General features: G+C 62.0%; 19 protein-coding genes. 4 read left to right on the top strand and 15 right to left on the bottom strand.

Annotated elements, in window-relative coordinates:
- On the bottom strand, positions 1-1,006 hold a 1,006-nt coding region (locus tag ACEK02_RS29160; protein ID WP_371424933.1), incomplete at its 3' end, for an acyl-CoA carboxylase subunit beta.
- A 189-nt stretch (positions 1,007-1,195) separates the two neighbouring features.
- On the opposite strand from ACEK02_RS29160, the gene ACEK02_RS29155 reads away from it, so the two are divergent.
- Positions 1,196-1,666: a DUF4260 domain-containing protein gene (locus ACEK02_RS29155; RefSeq protein ID WP_371424932.1), complete on the top strand. Its 471-nt coding sequence runs from the start codon at positions 1,196-1,198 to the stop codon at positions 1,664-1,666.
- A gap of 98 nt (positions 1,667-1,764) precedes the next feature.
- On the opposite strand, the gene ACEK02_RS29150 is transcribed toward ACEK02_RS29155, so the two are convergent.
- The 10 genes from ACEK02_RS29150 to ACEK02_RS29105 all read right to left on the bottom strand — a co-directional run bounded on the left by ACEK02_RS29150 (position 1,765) and on the right by ACEK02_RS29105 (position 11,816).
- On the bottom strand, positions 1,765-2,994 hold the full coding sequence (locus tag ACEK02_RS29150; RefSeq protein ID WP_371424931.1) for an HlyD family secretion protein: 1,230 nt from the start codon (positions 2,992-2,994) through the stop codon (positions 1,765-1,767).
- Positions 2,987-3,469, bottom strand: coding sequence for a hypothetical protein (locus ACEK02_RS29145; RefSeq protein ID WP_371424930.1), 483 nt, complete (start codon positions 3,467-3,469; stop codon positions 2,987-2,989). The genes ACEK02_RS29150 and ACEK02_RS29145 overlap by 8 nt, the downstream gene beginning before the upstream one ends.
- A gap of 198 nt (positions 3,470-3,667) precedes the next feature.
- Entirely contained in the window at positions 3,668-3,934 is a 267-nt protein-coding gene (locus tag ACEK02_RS29140; protein WP_120291960.1) for an EscU/YscU/HrcU family type III secretion system export apparatus switch protein, read from the bottom strand.
- On the bottom strand, positions 3,931-5,667 hold the full coding sequence (locus ACEK02_RS29135; protein ID WP_371424929.1) for a flagellar hook-length control protein FliK: 1,737 nt from the start codon (positions 5,665-5,667) through the stop codon (positions 3,931-3,933). Before ACEK02_RS29135 ends, ACEK02_RS29140 begins: the two co-directional genes overlap by 4 nt.
- Positions 5,668-5,724: 57 nt before the next feature.
- Positions 5,725-6,516, bottom strand: coding sequence for an ATP12 family chaperone protein (locus ACEK02_RS29130; RefSeq protein WP_371424928.1), 792 nt, complete (start codon positions 6,514-6,516; stop codon positions 5,725-5,727).
- A 76-nt stretch (positions 6,517-6,592) separates the two neighbouring features.
- Positions 6,593-6,892: a hypothetical protein gene (locus tag ACEK02_RS29125; RefSeq protein WP_371424927.1), complete on the bottom strand. Its 300-nt coding sequence runs from the start codon at positions 6,890-6,892 to the stop codon at positions 6,593-6,595.
- A 53-nt stretch (positions 6,893-6,945) separates the two neighbouring features.
- The gene (bluB, locus tag ACEK02_RS29120) at positions 6,946-7,626 is read right to left on the bottom strand and encodes a 5,6-dimethylbenzimidazole synthase (RefSeq protein WP_371424926.1); all 681 of its coding nucleotides are present in this window, start codon (positions 7,624-7,626) and stop codon (positions 6,946-6,948) included.
- A gap of 4 nt (positions 7,627-7,630) precedes the next feature.
- On the bottom strand, positions 7,631-9,082 hold the full coding sequence (locus ACEK02_RS29115; protein WP_371424925.1) for an RluA family pseudouridine synthase: 1,452 nt from the start codon (positions 9,080-9,082) through the stop codon (positions 7,631-7,633).
- On the bottom strand, positions 9,079-10,410 hold the full coding sequence (locus ACEK02_RS29110; RefSeq protein WP_371424924.1) for a replication-associated recombination protein A: 1,332 nt from the start codon (positions 10,408-10,410) through the stop codon (positions 9,079-9,081). The genes ACEK02_RS29115 and ACEK02_RS29110 overlap by 4 nt, the downstream gene beginning before the upstream one ends.
- A complete protein-coding gene (locus tag ACEK02_RS29105) occupies positions 10,407-11,816 on the bottom strand; it encodes a DegQ family serine endoprotease (protein WP_371424923.1) in 1,410 nt (469 codons plus the stop codon). Before ACEK02_RS29105 ends, ACEK02_RS29110 begins: the two co-directional genes overlap by 4 nt.
- A 313-nt stretch (positions 11,817-12,129) precedes the next feature.
- Between ACEK02_RS29105 and ACEK02_RS29100 the strand changes: the two genes are divergently transcribed.
- Positions 12,130-13,605, top strand: a complete 1,476-nt coding sequence (locus tag ACEK02_RS29100) for an OprO/OprP family phosphate-selective porin (RefSeq protein ID WP_371424922.1) — start codon at positions 12,130-12,132, stop codon at positions 13,603-13,605.
- Positions 13,606-13,610: 5 nt separating this feature from the next.
- Here ACEK02_RS29100 and ACEK02_RS29095 read toward each other — a convergent pair whose 3' ends face one another.
- Entirely contained in the window at positions 13,611-14,012 is a 402-nt protein-coding gene (locus ACEK02_RS29095; RefSeq protein ID WP_371424921.1) for a winged helix-turn-helix transcriptional regulator, read from the bottom strand.
- 120 nt (positions 14,013-14,132) lie between these two features.
- On the opposite strand from ACEK02_RS29095, the gene ACEK02_RS29090 reads away from it, so the two are divergent.
- Together ACEK02_RS29090 and ACEK02_RS29085 are read left to right on the top strand one after the other, a co-directional pair.
- Positions 14,133-15,146 (top strand): zinc-binding alcohol dehydrogenase family protein, encoded by a 1,014-nt coding sequence (locus ACEK02_RS29090; protein ID WP_371424920.1) that lies wholly within the window; start codon positions 14,133-14,135, stop codon positions 15,144-15,146.
- A gap of 351 nt (positions 15,147-15,497) precedes the next feature.
- Positions 15,498-16,943: a porin gene (locus ACEK02_RS29085; RefSeq protein WP_371424919.1), complete on the top strand. Its 1,446-nt coding sequence runs from the start codon at positions 15,498-15,500 to the stop codon at positions 16,941-16,943.
- A gap of 108 nt (positions 16,944-17,051) precedes the next feature.
- On the opposite strand, the gene ACEK02_RS29080 is transcribed toward ACEK02_RS29085, so the two are convergent.
- The 3 genes from ACEK02_RS29080 to ACEK02_RS29070 all read right to left on the bottom strand — a co-directional run bounded on the left by ACEK02_RS29080 (position 17,052) and on the right by ACEK02_RS29070 (position 19,582).
- Positions 17,052-17,846 (bottom strand): SDR family NAD(P)-dependent oxidoreductase, encoded by a 795-nt coding sequence (locus ACEK02_RS29080; protein WP_371424918.1) that lies wholly within the window; start codon positions 17,844-17,846, stop codon positions 17,052-17,054.
- A 137-nt stretch (positions 17,847-17,983) separates the two neighbouring features.
- Complete coding sequence (gene rplQ, locus ACEK02_RS29075; protein ID WP_371424917.1) at positions 17,984-18,400, bottom strand: 50S ribosomal protein L17; 417 nt, start codon at positions 18,398-18,400, stop codon at positions 17,984-17,986.
- Positions 18,401-18,550: 150 nt separating this feature from the next.
- Positions 18,551-19,582, bottom strand: a complete 1,032-nt coding sequence (locus ACEK02_RS29070; protein ID WP_371424916.1) for a DNA-directed RNA polymerase subunit alpha — start codon at positions 19,580-19,582, stop codon at positions 18,551-18,553.
- Between the last annotated feature and the right edge of the window lies 1 nt (position 19,583).

Genomic DNA, 19,583 nt, shown 5'->3' with positions numbered 1-19,583 from the left:
CGCTGTCGAGCACGCCGGCCAGCACCATCGGCTGGTTGGCGACGAAGCCCACGGTCTTGCCGGCGATGCGGCCGAAACCCGTGACGATGTTCTTGGCAAAGGTTTCCGCGATCTCGAAGAAGTCACCCTCGTCCACGACCTTCAGGATCAACTCCTTCATGTCATAGGGCTTGTTGGGATTGTCGGGGATCAGCGTGTCGAGCGACAGGTCGGTGCGCTCGATGTCGTCGAAGCTCGGCCATTCCGGCACGCCTTCGGTGTTGTTGGCCGGCAGGAAATCGATAAGCCGGCGCATCTGCAACAACGTCTCGACATCGTTCTCGAAGGCGCCGTCGGCGATCGAGGACTTCGTCGCATGCACGCTGGCGCCGCCGAGCTCTTCGGCAGTGACGACTTCGTTGGTGACGGTCTTCACCACATCGGGACCGGTGACGAACATGTAGCTGGTGTTCTTCACCATGAAGATGAAGTCGGTCATGGCCGGCGAATAGACGTCGCCGCCAGCGCACGGGCCCATGATGACGGAGATCTGCGGGATCACGCCCGAGGCCTGCACGTTACGGCGGAACACATAGGAGTAACCGGCGAGCGCCGCGACGCCCTCCTGGATGCGCGCGCCTCCGGCGTCATAGAGGCCGATGATCGGCGCCCGCGCCTTCATCGCCATATCCTGCAGCTTGGTGATCTTGAGCGCATGGGTCTCGGACAGCGAGCCACCGAACACGGTAAAGTCCTTGGCGAAGACGAAGGTCTTGCGGCCGTTCACGGTGCCCCAGCCGGTGACGACGCCGTCGCCGGGAATCTTGGACTTGTCCATGCCAAATTCCACGGAGCGGTGTTCGACGAACATGTCGAATTCCTCGAAAGACCCCTTGTCGAGCAGCAGCTCGATGCGCTCGCGGGCGGTCAGCTTGCCGCGTTTGTGCTGCGCCTCGATGCGCGCCTCGCCGCCGCCGAGCTTGGCGCCGGCACGGCGCGCTTCGAGGGTGTCCAGGATGTCTTTCATGTGCTCCAGCCCGTCAATGTCACGTGTTATCGCCTGCTCGTCGGCCACCTGGGCCGCAGGGTTTGGGCGAGGTTCTAGCATGGGGTTTTCGGCGGTGGAAACGCCCATCGGGAAGGGTTGAATCCCCCAAAATCGCATGGCGCCGGCGGCGATCCTGCCTATATCGGGGTCAGACAAGGGAGGCGCAGGATGGCCAATATCGTGATCAATGAGAACAGTGGTGCAGCCACGGGTGGCGTACGCGACCTGCTGCGCTGGGAAGGCGCGGCGCTCTTTATCGGGATGACGCTGTTTTACTGGATCTCGGGCGGACCCTGGCAGGTCTATGCGCTGTTTTTCTTTGTCCCGGACCTCAGCATGCTGGCCTATCTGGCGGGCCCGCGGATCGGCGCAGGCGTCTATAATCTGATGCATGCGACCATCGCGCCACTGCTGCTCGCTCTCGCCGGTATCGCCACCGCCGAGCCGATCGCGGGTTCGATCTCCCTGGTCTGGTTTGCCCATATCGGCTTCGATCGCGCGCTCGGCTATGGGCTGAAATATGATGCCGGTTTCCGCTTCACCCATCTCGGCCGCATCGGCAAGGATGCGACCACATCGGCCACCAACACGGCCGCCGTGGAAAACCCCACCACGGGCAACCCGATCAAGGCTGCCTGATACACGACCTCACGGCTCGCCCGGCTTGAACGGCGCCTCCTTGCCGGGCGGCGTGCTCTCCTCCGCCCTCGCCAGCAGCATGACAGGACATGCTGAGCTCAGTGGCCACCCATCACCAGTGTCTTGACTGGAAGCAACAACGCCTGGATACGCAGCAACATTGCGTGGACGAGCCCGACGGCGTCGACAACATGCAGCGCCAGCCACTTGAAAGTGCCGATTCCCTTCGCGGCGATGGCGTCATGATTGCTTGTATAGGCGTTGACGATACAGCTGCTGCCAGGTGTCACGCCGTCAAGGCCACCTGGATAGATCGGCTCCAGGAATGTGAGGATGGTGCCCGGCGCGCGGACTTGCTGCGCTTCCACCAACTGGTCGCCGCCACGGAACTGACCGGCCGCGATATAGTCCTGTACGCCGGTCACCACCATCGGGATGACGGTCCATGGCCTCGAAATACAGATCGCCTCGGCAACCATGCCCACTTTCATCACCTGCGCTTCAATCTGCCCAAACCCTGCCGAGAGCGCGCGGCCCGCATTCGCGGGAATGAGAATGCCCGCTGATCGCATGACCGGATTGACGACATCGCCAACGCGAAGCGTAAACTGCTCGACGCGTCCGTCGACGCCTGCGCGAACGAACGTCTTGTCGAGATCGACCTGCGCCTCCGCAAGTGCCGCCTGCGCGCTGGCCTTCTCCGCCGGCAACAGCGCGGTGACACGTGTCATCGCGGATTGTCGCGCAGCCATGGCAGCGTCGAGTGTTCCCTGGCGGCTTGCGAGCAGCACCTCGAGTTTCTCGATATCACGTTGCGGCACCATCCCGGGATTGCGCTTCTGCAACTCACGTTTGGTATCGAGTTCATCCGATGCTTGCTGAAAGGATCCCTTGGCTTCCTGCGCCTGTCCTTCGGCCTTCAGAATATCGGCCTGCGCCGCCAGCATGGCTGCATCGATTTCGGCAATCTTGCGCCGCACGGTCTCCATCGACGCTTCCTGCTTGGCGTTATCGAGCCGGAAGATCACGTCGCCTTTCCTGACCGGGGCACTGAACTGAACGTGCACCTCCGCCACCCGGCCATTGGTCTCGGGAAGAATCGGCACGGTCCGATAGAACAAGGTCGCGCTTGTCGTCGATGGATGAAAATAGAAAATGACGGTGATCAGAGCGACCGTCAGCATCACGCAGGCCGTGATTCCCCACCTGAGTTCGAACCAGACCGAATAGAACGTGATCTCCCGGCCGAGGCGCTTGCCTTGTGCGTAGCGGCGATAGAGATAATCCGGAAAGACCGTCAGCAGTGAGCAGAGGAGAAGCTCAAACATGACCGTGCCCTCCGGCTTCGCGGGGACGGCTCGATGTTTCCACCGCGGTGAGGAGCGGTGGTGGTTCACTGGAAGATTCGACGGGATCGCTGGCAGCATCGCCGTCGGCAATCTTCCGCACCGATCCTGCGATACTGCGCAATGGCGTGCTGAAATCCGGCAGATCAATCATCGCCAGCAACAGCCCGATTATCCAGAATAGATGGTTGTGGGTGAACAATGCGATCAAACCCAACACGGCCACGATTTCAAACTGCAGCTTCTGCGACTTGTGCGCCATGCGCTCCGGCATGCTGTGCAGGCGCAGATACAGATTGCCGACCATCAAGATGGAGCCGATCAGAACGATTCCGATCACAACCATGAGCGTGTCAGTCTCGCCGGGAGCAGTGATGAAGCCAGGCAGATGATGCGGAGCGTTCGGATTTAGCATCTCGCGCACATGATCCCCCATTCCAACAGCGTAGGCGAGCATGCGCCTGTTCAATTTTCATCGTTGCACAAAGCGCGAGCTTGGCAAGAATCAGCTTGTACACGATAGGAAATGCGCAGCAACAAATCTACCACCGGCCGCACTGAGGGTTGATAGCTGGCGGATGCGAGATCACCAGCCTCGAAAGGCCGGCGCAGAACAACTCAACGATCCGATATGTTTCGCAGCCGAGTGATGCAGCTAGTGCGCGCGGCCCGACAGCCGCAGCACGAAGACGAGCACTTCGGCAACGGCCTTGTAGAGTTCGGCCGGAATCTCGTCGCCGAGTTCGACATTGGAGAGCGCTCCGGCCAGCACTTCGTTTTCCTCGATCGGAATGTCGTGGGCCTTGGCGACCTCGATGATCTTCTCACCGATCGCGCCCTTGCCTTTCGCGGTGACAACAGGTGCGCCGGTCTTGTCGTAATGCAGTGCTACGGCGAGCGATCTTTTGGGCTGCACGATCATAGCGCACGATCCAGGAAATGCCCCGCCGACGCGGGCGCGGGCTGCACCGGTGCACCCTCGCGCACAACGATGGCGCCCGGCTGCAGATTGGCACGGATCAGCGCCTGATTGAGTTGCGCGGTACTGGCCTGCAACTGCAGTGCCGTGGCAGGACGCTCGGCCCACATCCGCACCGACGTCTTGTCGCCGGTCAGCGAGACCAGCGCATGCACCGGGCCGGCGGGCTCGACATCGAGCGAGAAGCGCGCACGCCAGACCTGCTTGGCCGCTTCAGCCCCACTGCCAGTGCCACCGTCACGCGAAATCTCGAACTGTGCCATGGCTGTGCCAGCCGGCACCGCAAACGGAATTTCGAAACTCCAGCGCGGCGATGCCTGATCGAGCCGCGGCGCGGCAAGGCCATCCGCCCGATCAGGCAGCGATGCCACCTGCAACAGTGTCTGGCGCGCCAGCGCGGCATCGGTATCCGCAAGGAGATGATGCACAGCCGCATCCAGCGGCGCATTTGCCGGGAGCGTCGGCAGAGCCATGGGCTGCGCCGTCGGCAGCCCACCGCGCAACGGCGGTGGCGGCAAGGTATTGCGTGCGACGTTCGTCTCAGTACCCTGCTGGCCCGCTGGCGCCTTCGCAGCGGGCAACAGATCCATCATCATACTGTCGTCGAACACCAGCGATGCCGCGCTGCCCATGCCCTTAGGCGCCGCCTGCAGCGCTTCACGAAGCAGATTAAGGGCTGCGCCGTTGGTCACCAGGCGTACAGCCGCTTCGGCGGGTTTTGCCACCGCCTGTGCGGTCTGAGCCGGGACATCGAGCACGTGCTCGTCTGAGGCGAGAAGTCCAGCCTGCTGCAGCGGATCGTTCTTGATGTTCGCCTTAGGCAGCATGACCACTGTCGCTGCAGCGACTTGCGCCTGCTGTGTCGTGATCTGCGCCGCGGCATTGGGGAGCGCATTTGCCAATGCCAATGCTGGCTGCTCCGGCGTAGCCACCGGTGTCGCTGCATTCGCCGGTGCTGGCGTCGGGCTCTGAATTGGACTCGCGGTGGCGAGCGTCGTGGCCAACGCCTGACGCAACACGATCAATGCCGCTTTCATGTCGGGCAGCCCGCCTTGCGGCAGCGATCCCTTGGCCAGCGACGCCTCCAGAAACAGACCGGAATTCTGGAATGCCGATTTGACTTCCTCGCCGGTGAGCTGGGCGTCAAGCGGCGGACGCTGCGCCAAGACCTGCGCAACCGCCTGCTGCAACTGCTGCGGCAGGCCCTTCAACGAAGTGGCGACACCGAGATTGGCAAACAGCGTCGCCAGGCTCGCCTGCTGCGTCACGGCACTTTGCGTGGCGGTGGAGACCGCCTGTGCTTCCAGCGATGTCAGCTGGATCTTGGAGGTCGCGATGGCATTGGCGAGATTGATCGGCAGGTCTGGCGCGAGGGTCACGTCGCCGGAGGACGTACCGCCCGCCTGCCCCGCACCTGTATTCTGCGGTGTGACGATGGCAAGCTGGACATTGCCATTGTCCGTCTTCGACACTGCGAATTGCAGCACCTGCCCGGCCTGCAACGGCACCTGCGACTGCACGTCGATCGTGCTGTGCCCGATGGCGATACGGACCTGATTGTCCGGCGAGACCGACAGCACCCGGCCGGCAATCACGCTGCCGGGCTGAAACGCGACTTCGCTCGCCACGCCCTGCGCGGAGACAACCGGTAAGATCGAATTGACGGCAATCGGCATGGTGAGCGGCACCGGATAATGGTGCCGCTACGCTAGTTAACGGTCGTTAACTTCCAATTAACCTGCTGACGGAACGACCGCCTTCAGCACCAGCACGGCGGCCTTGAAGTCCACCTGCCGCGCCGCACGCCGCGCCGCGACTTCCTCGTCGAGGCCCCACTTCTCGATATTCCAGTCCTCGTCGACAAAGGCAGCGGTCCAGACCTGATCAGCATTGAGCTGGCCATGGAGCAGCGCCAGCGCGAGCAGCGCCGAGCCGGTGATGGTCGTCACCAGATGCAGCGCGGCGATTGCCCATGGATCGCTCGGCAGCGCCGCACGGGCAGATGCGATGGCCTGTTCGGGCTGGCTGACATGCACGATGCCCTCAGCCAGGATAAAATGCGCGCCAAGATCATCGGCAGCCCAGAACAAGACAGGGTCCCATGCCGCAGCCTCGCGCGCGATAAGCGCCTCGGGATAGCCCGCGCGATAGAATAGCAGATCGGTGCTGAAGTATTTGGTGATATCGTCAGCCACCGCCTGGGTCTGTGCCTCATCGCGGATCGCATCGATCACGCTGTTGGCCAAGCGCGTCACCGGCATGCTCGTTGGATCAATGACATCCTGCTGTGCATCCCATTCCGCAACCATGACCTCGGCAATGGCGCGCGCAGGAACGACCAGCGGATGGCGCGACGGCGTGCGTACGGTCTTGTCGTCGAGCATGATGGCATAGCCGTCCGGTGTTTCGCTGAAGCCGACGGTCTTGTAGAACCGCTTGCGCTGCGGACCACGCGTCGACCGTCGCACCGCCTCTTGCGGATCGAGCTGCGACTGGCCGTACACTTCGTCAAACAATTCACGCATCGATGATCTCAATCCCTGTTCGCCAGCCGTCAATTTACGCGACAGACGGGCGCCACGCGAGATCAAATCGCCCGTGTCAGCGATTGGCGCAAGCCCGCGAATAGGTCGCACGATCACTCGGGGTGAGTCCCGCTGCGGCTCCGTCCTGGAGACAGTCGGTGATGCGATCACTGAAGGAGCGCCGCGCCTGCGGCACATTCTGTTGTCGTGGCAGATCGCCCAGTTGCGGCACGACAGGTACCTCGATCCGCGGCGGCGGCGGTGCAGGCGGCAACGGCGTGATCAGCGCCGGGTTGCCAGGCACTCCGATAACCTGTGCGAATACAGGCGCAGCAGAAAGCGCCGCAACAACGGCGACCAACACAGCGAATGGCATGGAGCGATGTCTCATCGGTCTCATGTTGTCACGATCCCGCACCACATCAAGTATCAGCGCCGGACAATGTGATCCGCCGCCGAATGACGGCGCTCCCATCCGGCGCGCTCGAGTTCCGGCCGATCGTCGTCGATCTCCGGATAACCGATGCAGAAATAGCCGATCAACCGCCAGTCACGAGGTATATCGAGGGTCACTGCGATCGCGGCAGGGTCGAGGATCGAGACCCAGCCCATGCCGATGCCTTCGGCGCGCGCGGCGAGCCACATGGTCGCAATCGCCGTCACCACCGAATAATCCGCCATCTCCGGCATGGTGCGGCGGCCGAGGCCATGGCCGACCTCCGTCGCGTGGTCTGCAAATACCGCGAGGTGGCATGGCGCTTCGCGCAGGCCGGCGAGCTTGAGCGTCGCATAGTTCTGCGCGAGATCGCCGGTATAGGCGCTTAATGCCTCGGCATTGCAGGCGCTGAAATTCTCCAGCACCGCCTGACGGCGCGACGCATCATCGACGATGACGAAGCGCCATGGCTGGCTCAGGCCCACCGAAGGCGCGAGGCACGCAGTATCGAGCAGGCGATCGAGAAAGCCCGCAGGCAGTGGATCGGACTTGAAGCGCCTGATATCGCGACGCCACACAAACAGATCATGCAGACGCGCGCGAAACGCGGCGTCGAAATCGGGCGCCTCGGCGGTTGCCGACGTCGCGCACGGGATGTTGTCGGAGCCCGACAACGCCCTACTCTTCCGGTGCGTTCTCGATCGGATCGAACCGGTCGTGTTCGAGACCGAGCAAGTTCCACGATTGCAGCATATGCGGCGGCAGCGGCGCCGTCGCATCGATCACGCCGCCACGCGGATGCGGGATCACGATGCGGCGCGCCAGCAGGTGCAGGCGCTTCTGGATGCCGCCCGGCAACTGCCAGTTCTCGATGTTGAAATATTTCGGGTCGCCGACGATGGCGTGGCCGATATGCGCCATATGCGCGCGCAACTGATGCGTACGTCCTGTCACCGGCTTCAGCGAGACCCAGGCGAGTTTCTGCGCCGAGGTTTCCACCACTGCGTAATACGTCACCGCGTGGCTTGCGCCTTCGTCGCCATGCTTGGCGACGCGCATGATGGTGTCTTCCTCGTTCTCTTCCTTGGCCAGATAGGTCGAGATGCGGCCCTGCTTCGGCTTCGGCACGCCGGCAACCAGAGCCCAGTAGATTTTTCGCGCAGAGCGTTCGCGGAACGCGCCGGTGAGTTTGGTGGCGGCGAAGCGCGTTTTGGCGATCAACAGGCAGCCCGACGTTTCACGGTCGAGACGGTGCACCAGGCGCGGCTTCTGTCCCTTGGCGTCGCGCATCACTTCCAGCATCATGTCGACGTGACGCGTCATGCCTGAACCGCCCTGCACCGCAAGACCGGCAGGCTTGTTCAACACCATGACGTCGGCGTCCTCGTAGATCGTCATCTCCTTGAGCGCCTGCAGAGTCTTGTTGGCAGCCTCCGAGAGTTCACCGACGACCTTGGGCGCATCGAGCTTCAGGGGCGGAATGCGGACGGTCTGTCCCTCTTCCAGCCGATCCTTGCTGTCGGCGCGCTTGCCGTTCACGCGCAGCTCGCCCTTACGGACGATGCGCTGGATATGGGAAAATGACAGGCCGGGGAAATGCGCTTCGAGAAAGCGATCGACGCGCATGCCGTTCTCGTCCGGCGTGACGATGACGTTCTGCACGGCGGTGGGCAACGGCGCTGGCGCAACTTCCGGCTTTGCCGGCTCTTCATCGAGATAGGGCGCGGGCATCCGCGGCTCACGCAGCGGCGCGTTGCCATAGCGCGGCGCGGGCTTGCCGCCCGGACGCGAACTGGCAGGACGTGAGCTTGGTGGACGCTTGCTGCCTGGTCGCTCGGACCGCTGCGGCGCATCGAAGCGCTCGGCTCGTTCGGCACGCTGAGGGCGTTCGGACCGCTCCGGCCGCTCGGACCACTCGGAATGTTCACCTGCGCGCGCACGCGGCGGACGCGCGCTCATCGGGCGATCACTGCTCACGCGGCCAGCCTTGCCGAATGACGGCCGCTCGCCCTTCGAGGGGGCGGCCTTGGAGGCAGCGCGTTTCGGTGCGGCGCCCTTGCCTCGCGGCGCCTTGCTGCGCTCACCACCGGGACCACGCTTGGCGAGAGGCTTCTTGTCGCGACGGCTCATGATTGTCTCTCGTTCCTCAGTCTGGTCCAGTAATCCAGCCGCTTGCGAATCTCGCGCTCGAACCCGCGTTCCGGCGGATCATAGAAGGTCTGCCGCCCCAAGGCTTCCGGGAAATAGTCTTGCCCGGAGAAACCTTCTGGCGTGTCGTGGTCATATTGGTATCCCTCGCCATAGCCTTCGGACTTCATCAGCTTGGTCGGCGAGTTCAGGATGTGCTTCGGTGGCAGCAGCGAGCCGCCCTCTTTCGCGGCCCGCATCGCGGCCTTGTAGGCCGTATAGGCGGCATTCGATTTCGGCGCGGTGGCGATGTAGATCACGGCCTGCGCGATGGCGAGTTCACCTTCGGGATGGCCGAGGAAATCATAGGCATCCTTGGCGGCATTGCAGATCACCAGCGCCTGCGGATCGGCAAGGCCGATGTCTTCTACCGCCATTCGCACCACGCGGCGCGCCAGAAACAGAGGATCCTCGCCGGCATCGAGCATCCGGCACAGGTAATACAGCGCGGCGTCGGGATCGCTGCCGCGTACCGACTTGTGCAGCGCCGAGATCAGATTGTAGTGACCATCGGCCGACTTGTCGTAGATCGGCGCGCGGCGTTGCAGGATGTCCTGCAATTGCGCCGCGTTGAACACTTCATTGGTCCGTGCGGCGCGCCAGACTTCCTCGACCAGCGTCAGCGCGGCGCGCCCATCGCCATCGGCCATGCGCACCAGTACGGCGCGCGCCTCGGCATCGAGCGGCAGCGGCCGGCCTTCGATCTTCTCCGCGTTTGCAAACAGCTTCTCGATCGCCGCCGCATCCAGCGATTGAAATACCAGCACGCGCGAACGCGACAGCAGAGCGGCGTTGAGCTCGAAGGATGGGTTCTCGGTCGTGGCGCCAACGAGCACCACGGTGCCGTCTTCCATCACTGGCAAGAACGAATCCTGCTGCGCCTTGTTGAAGCGATGCACCTCGTCGACGAACAACAGCGTGCCTTTGCCCATCTCGCGGCGGGCGCGTGCGGCTTCGAATACTTTCTTGAGATCGGCGACGCCGGAGAACACCGCAGAAATCTGCTCGAATTGTAATTCGGTGGCATCGGCGAGCAAGCGCGCCACCGTGGTCTTGCCGGTACCGGGCGGTCCCCAGAACACCAGGGAGCCCAATGTACGGGTTTCCAGCATGCGCGTCAGCGCACCGTCGGGCCCGAGGATGTGATCCTGCCCGACCACATCGGACAGCACACGCGGCCGCAACCGTTCCGGGAGCGGACGCGGCGCGTCCTGCTCCAGCCCGGCTGCGGCAAACAGGTTTGCAGAAGGCGTGGGTTGTTTCGGGCTCATCCGCCGAGTGTAACGTTGATCTGCTGGCCGCCGCGCACCACGACGATGCGCCACAGCCGCGCGCCGTCGCGCGTGACTTTATCGAGATCGCTGGTCTTGCCGATCTTGATGCCGTTGACTGCGACGATGAGATCGCCCTTCTGGAAGCCGACGCTAGCCGCTGTTGCCGTATCGGCGAGTTCGGTAATGACGACGCCTTCAGTGCCGGAATCCAGCCGCAGTTCATCGGCGACTGCCGGGGAGATATTGGCGACCTTCGCGCCCTGGAATGGCGAACGCGCCGTCAGTGTGATCTCGTCACGGCCTGTGTCGGGCGCCGCCTCAAGCGCAACGGTCAGCTTCACCGGCTTGCCGCCACGCTGTGCGTCGAGTTGCGCGGTGCCGCCGAGCGGCCGCGTCGCGAAGCGATATTCGAACGCGTTCGGATCCTCGACGGTCTGGCCATCGATCGCCGTTACCAGGTCGGAGACCTTGAGGCCGGCCTTCGCCGCCGGGCTGTTCGGCGTCACATTGACGACCAGAGCGCCGGACGGCGCCTTCAGGCCGAGCGTCTCGGCGATCTCAGGCGTGATGTTCTGCAGCCGCGCGCCGAGCCACGGACGCTTCACGGCCTTGCCGCCTGATTTGGCGGAGGCCACGACGACGCGAACCATGTTGGCCGGGATCGCAAAGCCGATGCCCTGCGAGCCGCCGGAACGCGAGAAGATCGCAGTATTCACACCGACCAGCTTGCCGGTCATATCGACCAGCGCACCGCCGGAATTGCCGGGATTGATCGCAGCATCGGTCTGGATGAAGAACTGATAGTCGGTGATGCCGACCTGCGTGCGTGCCAGCGCCGAGATGATGCCGTGTGTCACCGTCTGACCGACACCGAACGGATTGCCGATGGCCAGCACGACATCGCCAACCAGCAAGTCGTCGGAATTGGAGAAATCCAGCGTCGGAAACTTCTCTTTGGTGTCCTTGATGCGCAGCACGGCCAAATCGGTGCGGCTATCCTTCAGCACAATCTCGGCTTCGAATTCGCGTTTGTCCGCCAGCGAGATCTTGACCTGATCGGCCCCTTCGATGACGTGGTTGTTGGTGACGACCAGGCCCGACGCATCGACCATCACGCCGGAACCGAGCGAACGCTGCATCTGCTCCGGCTGCATGCCCTGCCCGCCGAAGAAGCGGCGGAAGATCGGATCGTCCAGCAACGGATTGCGGTTCTGCACTGTCTTGGCCGCGTAGACATTCACCACCGCCGGCTGCACCCGCTGCACGATCGGCGCATAGGACAGTTTCATTTCCGTGGGCGAAGTCGGGACCCGGCGATCTTGCGCGACGGCCGGCGCGGGTGCGGACGACAGGACAATGGCGCACAAAGTGGCAGTCGCAGCAGCGCGAAAATAAGGGAACATCAGGGCCTCTCAAGGAAATCGCCGGGAATATAGGCCGTTCAGCTGGGCAATAGAAGGGCACCGGAAGGAATTCGGCTGCGCGCCGGGCCTCTTCCATCGGGCTTATACGGACATGCCGAACTGCCAACGTGAGGCTGCTCGCCGCTTTTTGAAACTATATGATCAACATCCTAAAGCCCAAATGATTGCGATTTGGCCCTGCGATTCGCCCCCCCTCGGAACAACCACACCGGTGCACAAGCAACAAAATCGACTTTCGCAGGGACGATGTTTGCGCGAGGCTGGGAAAGTTGCACAACCTAGGGGTCACACCATGTCGATCGCGAAATGGGGGGCCGCAGCCGGCCTCGTTGGACTGCTCGCCGCCAATCAGGCGCAAGCCGAAACCACAGGTGCGGATGCGGAAATCGCGCTTCTCAAACGACAGCTCCGGCTGATGGAACAGAAGCTCGACCGACTGCAGAAACAGACATCCGCAAATACCACAGCAGCCGCCAATGCGAACGCAAAGGCCGATGCCAATGTCAGCGTCGTCAAGGCTAGCGCCGCATATCCGACAAAAGGACCATTGCTCCATACAATCGGGGCTTACGTCAAAATGCCGGGCAACCGGCCGACGATCTGCACTGACGACAACCTGAACTGCGTCGCCATCACCTCCCGCCTGCACTTCGACGCCGGCGGTTACGACTATCGCCCCAACACAGCGCTTACCGCGCCGCAAACTGCACAGAACGGGGTGAATGCCCGTCGTGCCCGCATCGGCGTGGTCGGCACGTTTGCGGGAGACTGGGACTACAACCTCATTTTCGATATGGGCGGATCGCAGGACGGCCCATCGACGAGCTCACTCGAGAATGCCTTCCTGACCTACAAGGGGATCAAGAACCTCTATATCGAAGGCGGCTATCTCGACGTCCCCTACACGCTCGATGAAGCGACGAGCTCCAACAATATCATGTTCATGGAACGCGCTTCGTCTCAAACGGTCGCGACCAATATCGCGTCGGGCGATGCGCGCTCGGCATTCGGCATGCGCACCAACAGCGACTGGTGGTGGCTCGGCGCCTACGCCACGGGTCCCACTGCCGGCGCCAATCACAGCAATCGCCCGCAATACGGCGCGACAGCACGCGGCGTGGTCGTACCGATCAACAATCAGAACGGCTCGCTCCTTCTGGGCGCCGACGCCCAGTTCCTGTTCGACACGGGCGGCGTCAACGGGACCAACACGCTGTCGTCATTTAGCGACCGGATCGAATTCCGGATTGATCCTGGCACCAACGCATTGCTCAACGCCAATCCATTCCTCACCAACGTCAAGGGTGTGCAGGTATTCAGCGGTGAAGCCGCCGGACAGATCGGCAGCTTCTATGCGCAAGGCGAATATTTCGATTACAGGGTCAACCAGCTCAACGGTCTGCCCGATCTGCATTTCAACGGCGGTTACGCGCAGGCGAGCTACGTCGTCACCGGCGAGAGCCGCAAATACAATCCAGTGACCGGCTCCTATGGCGGGATCAATCCGAAGAATCCCGCAAGCTACGAGGGCGGTGGCTGGGGCGCCTGGGAAATCGCCGGACGCTACAGCCAGATGACGCTTAATGACCTGAACGTCCTCGGCGGCGAATTGAAGAACACGACACTGGGCGTCAACTGGTACGTCAATTCGAACATTCGCTTCATGTTCAACTGGGTGCACGGCAGCGTCGCCAAGAGCAACGCCGCCGGAGCGAATATCGGTGCGCACTACGATACGTATGGGATGCGGACGCAGATCGCCTTCTGAACCGCTTAGCTTGTGACAACAGTGGGAGCGGCCTGACCTGCCGCTCCTGTCTCCTTGCGCGATACTGCAGCTTCCGGCTTCTGGCGCATTTTGTGCGCGTCGCCCCACTTCTTGAGTGCATCGATTACCGGGCGCAATCCAAGCCCGGTTTCAGACAACGCATATTCGACGCGCGGCGGGACCTCGGCATAGACCGTCCGGACGATCAGCCCGTCCACCTCGAGTGCGCGCAGCTGCTTGGTCAGCATGCGCTGGGTGATCCGCGGCATCAGCTTGCGCAGCTCGCCGAAACGCAGCCTGCCCTCCTGCAGATGATACAGGATCACGCCCTTCCATTTGCCGTCGATCAGATCGAGCGTCACCTCGACCGGGCAGCCCGGCCCATTGCCGAAATCGCGTCGTTTCATCGCAAATGCCCAATAGTATCCATTCGGTGACTATATCCCTGAAATGACAGTACTTGCAATTATTGCCGCCTCGGGACACCTCTTCGGGACATTCCCGCCAAGAGCTATGGAGCGCACCCAATGAAGGCAGTCGGCTACACCAAATCCCTCCCGATTGACGCGGCTGACGCGCTGGTCGATTTCGAGGCTCCGAAACCCGAACCGACCGGCCGTGACATCCGCGTGGCGGTAAAGGCCATCTCGGCCAATCCCGTCGATTTCAAGGTACGCAAGCGCGCAGCGCCGACGGCCGGCGAGACCAAGATCCTCGGCTATGATGCTGCCGGTGTCGTCGATGCTGTCGGTCCCGACGTCACGATGTTCAAGCCGGGCGACGAGGTGTTCTATGCCGGCTCGATCCAGCGCCAGGGCACCAATGCAGAGTTCCATCTGGTCGATGAGCGCATTGTCGGCCGCATGCCCTCCTCGCTCTCCTTCGCGCAGTCTGCAGCGTTGCCGCTCACCGCGATCACCGCCTGGGAGCTGCTTTTCGATCGGCTCGGCGTCGCGCCCGGCAAGAGCCACGACCCGCGCACGTTGCTCATCATGGGCGGTGCCGGCGGTGTCGGCTCCATCCTCATCCAGCTCGCGCGCCGCCTCACCGGCCTCACGGTTGTGGCAACGGCATCGCGGCCCGAGACCATCAAGTGGTGCCAGGATCTCGGCGCGCATGCGGTGATCGATCACAGCAAGCCGCTGAAGCAGCAGATCGACGGGTTGAAGCTGCCGCCGGTCGCATTGATCGCAAGCCTCATTGGCACTGAACAGCATTACAAGACGCTTGCTGACCTGATCGCGCCGCAGGGCAAGCTCGGGCTGATCGACGATCCCGTGGAATTCAACATGTCCGCGTTCAAGGGCAAGGCCGTATCGGTGCATTGGGAATCCATGTTCACGCGATCGTCATTTCAGACGCCCGACATGATCGCGCAGCATTACCTCCTCAACGACGTCGCGGACCTCATCGACAAGGGCGTGCTGCGCACCACGCTCGACAAGACCTTCGGCACCATCAATGCAGCGAATCTCAAGCGCGCGCATGCGTTGCTTGAGTCCGGAAAATCGCACGGTAAAATCGTGCTCGAAGGCTGGTGATCACGAACTGCCGCCTCGAAATCCTTTTCTGAAGACACCCACGACAACAGAGCGCATCCACGGATGCGCTCTGTTCGCATAAATAGCTAACTTAAATAGCTAATTACCTAAAACGCATGTGATCGAAAAGCGACACCGCAGTGTCATTCACCGCAACGCTATGCGGGTTTTACAAAACTGTCGCAAACCTTGCCTAGGTTGCGCCCGAGCTCAACGGTAGCTCGCTTGTAAACGTGGGAACGGCTTCGGACGTTCTCTCTCACAGGATCACAAAACACAGATCCATACGCGTCATCACCTGCGAAGCGATTCGCGGGGCGTATACGATTTTGTCTTCTACAGGGGTACTCTATGTCTTTCACGACACACAAAATCTTGGGCACGATCGGCGTGATCGGCGCGCTGGCCGCCGGCCCGGCGCATGCGCAGTCATCCAATGACGAGATCGCAGTGCTGAAGGCGCAGCTCCGTGCGCTGGAAAAGAAGCTCGATAACGTTCAGAAGCAAGCGAACACCACGCAAAAGCAGACGGAATCGGTCAAGCAGAATTTCGCGAATGCCAACGCCGCCATGCATAAGAAGGCAGTGCCGTTCCTCGACGCGAACCTGACGATGCCGGGCAACCGCCCGACCTTCTGCACAGCGGATGGCATGAACTGCATTGCCGTCACCGGACGTCTGCACCTCGACACCGCAGCCTATTCGTTCTCGCCGAAGTCCGCCGGCACCAGCCCCCAGAGCGTGAATGACGGCATCAACGCCCGTCGTGCCCGCCTCGGCCTGATCGGCACGTTCAACAAGGACTGGGAATACGGCGTGATCGTCGATGCCGGCGGCACCACCGATGGCACTGTCACCCTCAACAACGCCTATGTCGCCTATAAGGGCGTCAAGGGCCTGTTGATCCAGGGCGGCTATATCGACGTGCCCTATACGCTGGATGAAGCCACCAGCTCGAACAACATCATGTTCATGGAGCGCGCTGCATCGCAGGTCCTCGCGACCGGCCTCGCCGCCGGCGACAACCGCGCCGCGTTCGGTGGTCAGGTATTCGGCGATCAATACTGGGTCGGCGCCTATGTGACCGGTCCCGCCACAGGCCTGAACGTCAATCACAGCCAGCCGCAGCCGCTTGGCGCCACCTTCCGCGCTGTCGGCCTCCCGATGAACAACGAGGTCGGCACCGTCCTCGTCGGCTTCGACGCGCTGTATCTCGCCCAGACCGGCGGTGCGACCAACAACACGCTGGGCATGAACGATCGTATCGAAGTGCGCGTCGATCCGGCCACCAACGCACTGCTCAACACCGGCACCATGAATTTCGTGAACAATGCCCGCGTGCTGAGCGGCGAAGCCGCCGTCAAGTTCGGCAGCTTCATGGCATCGGGCGAATACTTCGACTACAACATCCAGCGCAGCAACGGTCTGTCCGACCTGAGCTTCAACGGCGGCTACGGCCAGGCCAGCTATGTACTGACCGGCGAACAGCACAAGTACAGCACATCGGCAGGTGCCTTCGGCGGCATCAACCCGGCCCGCCCGGTCAACTTCGCGACCGGCGATCTCGGTGCATGGGAACTGGCGGTGCGCTACAGCTACGCCAGCCTGAATGACGGCGTCATTCGCGGCGGTGAGTTGAAGAACACCACGGTCGGCGTGAACTGGTACGTGAACCAGAACATGCGCTTCATGTTCAACTGGATCCACGGCACCGTCGACAAGTTCGCCGTCAACAGCAACGTGAATACCGGTGCTGACTACGACGTCTTCGCGATGCGCACCCAGGTAGCCTTCTAAGCGAAGGCCCTCCTTTAATCCTCCCGGCTCGGGGCTGCATGCCCGCGGTCCCACGACGAACAAAAGGCGGCGCTTCGGCGCCGCCTTGCACTTTTGCGGACCGTACGCTTACGCAATGGTCTGCACGATTCCGCCTTCGGCACGCAGTGCCGCGCCGTTGGTGACCGCCGCTTCCTTTGATGAGACATAGACCACCATATTGGCGATCTCCTCGACGGTGGCGAAGCGCTGGATCAGCGACGTCAAACGGTGCTGCTTGACGAAGTTGGAAGCAGCCTCTTCGACCGATTGCCCGTTCTGTTTGGCGAGATCCTTGACGAAGGTCTCCACGCCTTCCGACATGGTCGGTCCGGGCAGCACGGAATTGACCGTCACAGCCGTGCCCTTGGTGAGCTCCGCGAGGCCGCGCGAGATCGCGAGCTGCGCTGTCTTCGTCATCCCGTAGTGGATCATCTCGCCCGGAATGTTCAGTCCGGATTCCGACGAGATGAAAACGATGCGGCCCCAGTTGCGCTTCAGCATGCCCTGCATGTAGGCGCGCGACAGACGGATGCCCGACATGACGTTGACCTCGAAGAAGCGCGTCCAGTCTTCGTCGGGAATATCGAAGAAGCCCTTGGGCTCGAAGATGCCGGCATTGTTGATGAGGATATCGACCTCGGGGAGCGCCGACACCAGTGCGTTGCAGCCCTCCGCTGTCGATACGTCGGCAGCGACGCCTTTCACCTTGGCCCCGGGTACGGCCTTGGTGATCGCAGCGATCGCCGCGTCCACCTTGCCCTGGTTGCGGCCATTCACAACAACCTGAGCACCAGTGGCGGCCAGGCCCCTGGCAATGGCATGGCCAATGCCAGCGGTCGAGCCCGTCACGAGTGCCGTCTTGCCCGTCAGATCGATCTTCATATGCGTGCTCCCATTGAATGATGGAGCTGATATCGGAACGAACGACACCATCCGCAACGCAGGTCACGCGCGGTTGACCGCAAACGAAAAAAGCGGCGCACAAGGCGCCGCTTTTCCGAAAGTCTGATGAATACAGCTTACGCCGCTTCGGACGCGCCGCCCTGCACCGGGCCCGAATCCTTGCCCTTGGCATCTTCGTCGCGATCGACGAATTCGATCAACGCCATCGGGGCGTTGTCGCCGTAGCGGAAGCCGGCCTTGATGATGCGGGTATAGCCGCCCTGACGGTCGGCATAGCGCTTGGCCAGCACGTCGAACAGCTTGCGGACCTGATCCTGATCCTTCATCTCGCTGATCGCCTGGCGACGCATGTGGAGGCCGCCCTTCTTGCCGAGGGTGACAAGCTTCTCCACGATCGGGCGGAGCTCCTTGGCCTTCGGAAGCGTGGTGATGATCTGCTCGTGCTTGATCAGCGACGCGCACATGTTGGCGAACATCGCCTTGCGATGTTCTGCGGTGCGGTTGAGCTTGCGATGAACCTTGCCGTGACGCATTGGAATATTCCTTATATCTCAGTTTGCCGCGACGGTTCGTCGGACATCATGTTGCAGGTGGGCTGCCTGCGTTCGCCCAAAGCGCGAATGGTGAGTAGCGAGTAGCGAATGGATATATCCTGTTCGCCACTCGCCATTCCCTATTCGCCCTCAGTAGTGGTCTTCGAAGCGCTTGGCCAACTCGTCGATATTCTCCGGCGGCCAACCGGGCACTTCCATGCCGAGATGCAGACCCATCTGGGCGAGCACTTCCTTGATTTCGTTCAGCGACTTGCGGCCGAAGTTCGGAGTGCGGAGCATTTCTGCTTCCGACTTCTGAACGAGGTCGCCGATGTAAACGATGTTGTCGTTCTTCAGGCAGTTTGCCGAACGCACCGAGAGCTCGAGTTCGTCGACCTTCTTGAGGAAAGCCGGGTTGAAAGCGAGATCCGGGATGACCTCCTGAGCAACTTCCTTGCGGGGCTCTTCGAAGTTCACGAACACGTTGAGCTGGTCCTGCAGGATGCGCGCGGCATAAGCCACCGCGTCATCCGGCGTCAGCGCGCCGTTGGTCTCGATGGTCATCGTCAGCTTGTCGTAATCGAGAATCTGGCCCTCACGGGTGTTCTCGACCTTGTACGACACCTTGCGAACCGGCGAGTACAGGCTGTCGATCGGGATCAGGCCGATCGGCGCGTCTTCCGGACGGTTGTGCTCGGCAGCCACATAGCCCTTGCCGCCGGCAACGGTGAACTCCATGCGGATCTCCGCGCCCTCGTCGAGAGTGCAGATCTGCAGCTCAGGATTCAGAACGGTCACGTCGCCGACAGTCTGGATGTCGCCGGCGGTTACGACGCCCGGGCCCTGCTTCTTCACGACCATGCGCTTCGGGCCTTCGCCCAGCATCTTGATCGAGATGTCCTTCACGTTCAGCACGATGTCGGTGACGTCTTCACGCACGCCGGCAATCGAGGAGAATTCATGCAGCACGCCGTCGATGTGCAGCGCCTGCACGGCAGCGCCCTGCAGCGAGGATAGCAGGATGCGGCGGAGTGCGTTACCGAGGGTTTGACCGAAACCGCGCTCGAGCGGTTCGGCAACCAGGGTCGCAAAACGTGTTGGATCGCTGCCAGGGGTTACCTGCAGCTTGTTCGGCCGGATAAGTTCTTGCCAATTTTTCTGGATCGTCACTGTGTCACCCATG

The organism is Tardiphaga sp., assembly GCF_041424195.1.
GTDB lineage: Bacteria > Pseudomonadota > Alphaproteobacteria > Rhizobiales > Xanthobacteraceae > Tardiphaga.
The sequence above is the reverse complement of the archived record's forward strand: the minus strand, read 5'-3'. Positions and strand labels throughout refer to the sequence as shown.

Excerpts from the sequence above, each read along its gene's own strand:
- ACEK02_RS29140 (WP_120291960.1), bottom strand. The coding sequence starts at position 3,934 with ATGATCGTGCAGCCCAAAAGATCGCTCGCCGTAGCACTGCATTACGAC.
- ACEK02_RS29145 (WP_371424930.1), bottom strand. The coding sequence starts at position 3,469 with ATGCTCGCCTACGCTGTTGGAATGGGGGATCATGTGCGCGAGATGCTA.
- ACEK02_RS29135 (WP_371424929.1), bottom strand. The coding sequence starts at position 5,667 with ATGCCGATTGCCGTCAATTCGATCTTACCGGTTGTCTCCGCGCAGGGC.
- ACEK02_RS29095 (WP_371424921.1), bottom strand. The coding sequence starts at position 14,012 with ATGAAACGACGCGATTTCGGCAATGGGCCGGGCTGCCCGGTCGAGGTG.
- ACEK02_RS29085 (WP_371424919.1), top strand. The coding sequence starts at position 15,498 with ATGTCTTTCACGACACACAAAATCTTGGGCACGATCGGCGTGATCGGC.
- ACEK02_RS29090 (WP_371424920.1), top strand. The coding sequence starts at position 14,133 with ATGAAGGCAGTCGGCTACACCAAATCCCTCCCGATTGACGCGGCTGAC.
- ACEK02_RS29130 (WP_371424928.1), bottom strand. The coding sequence starts at position 6,516 with ATGCGTGAATTGTTTGACGAAGTGTACGGCCAGTCGCAGCTCGATCCG.
- ACEK02_RS29125 (WP_371424927.1), bottom strand. The coding sequence starts at position 6,892 with ATGCCATTCGCTGTGTTGGTCGCCGTTGTTGCGGCGCTTTCTGCTGCG.
- ACEK02_RS29150 (WP_371424931.1), bottom strand. The coding sequence starts at position 2,994 with ATGTTTGAGCTTCTCCTCTGCTCACTGCTGACGGTCTTTCCGGATTAT.
- ACEK02_RS29155 (WP_371424932.1), top strand. The coding sequence starts at position 1,196 with ATGGCCAATATCGTGATCAATGAGAACAGTGGTGCAGCCACGGGTGGC.
- ACEK02_RS29110 (WP_371424924.1), bottom strand. The coding sequence starts at position 10,410 with ATGAGCCCGAAACAACCCACGCCTTCTGCAAACCTGTTTGCCGCAGCC.
- ACEK02_RS29080 (WP_371424918.1), bottom strand. The coding sequence starts at position 17,846 with ATGAAGATCGATCTGACGGGCAAGACGGCACTCGTGACGGGCTCGACC.
- ACEK02_RS29115 (WP_371424925.1), bottom strand. The coding sequence starts at position 9,082 with ATGAGCCGTCGCGACAAGAAGCCTCTCGCCAAGCGTGGTCCCGGTGGT.
- ACEK02_RS29105 (WP_371424923.1), bottom strand. The coding sequence starts at position 11,816 with ATGTTCCCTTATTTTCGCGCTGCTGCGACTGCCACTTTGTGCGCCATT.
- ACEK02_RS29070 (WP_371424916.1), bottom strand. The coding sequence starts at position 19,582 with ATGGGTGACACAGTGACGATCCAGAAAAATTGGCAAGAACTTATCCGG.
- rplQ (WP_371424917.1), bottom strand. The coding sequence starts at position 18,400 with ATGCGTCACGGCAAGGTTCATCGCAAGCTCAACCGCACCGCAGAACAT.
- ACEK02_RS29100 (WP_371424922.1), top strand. The coding sequence starts at position 12,130 with ATGTCGATCGCGAAATGGGGGGCCGCAGCCGGCCTCGTTGGACTGCTC.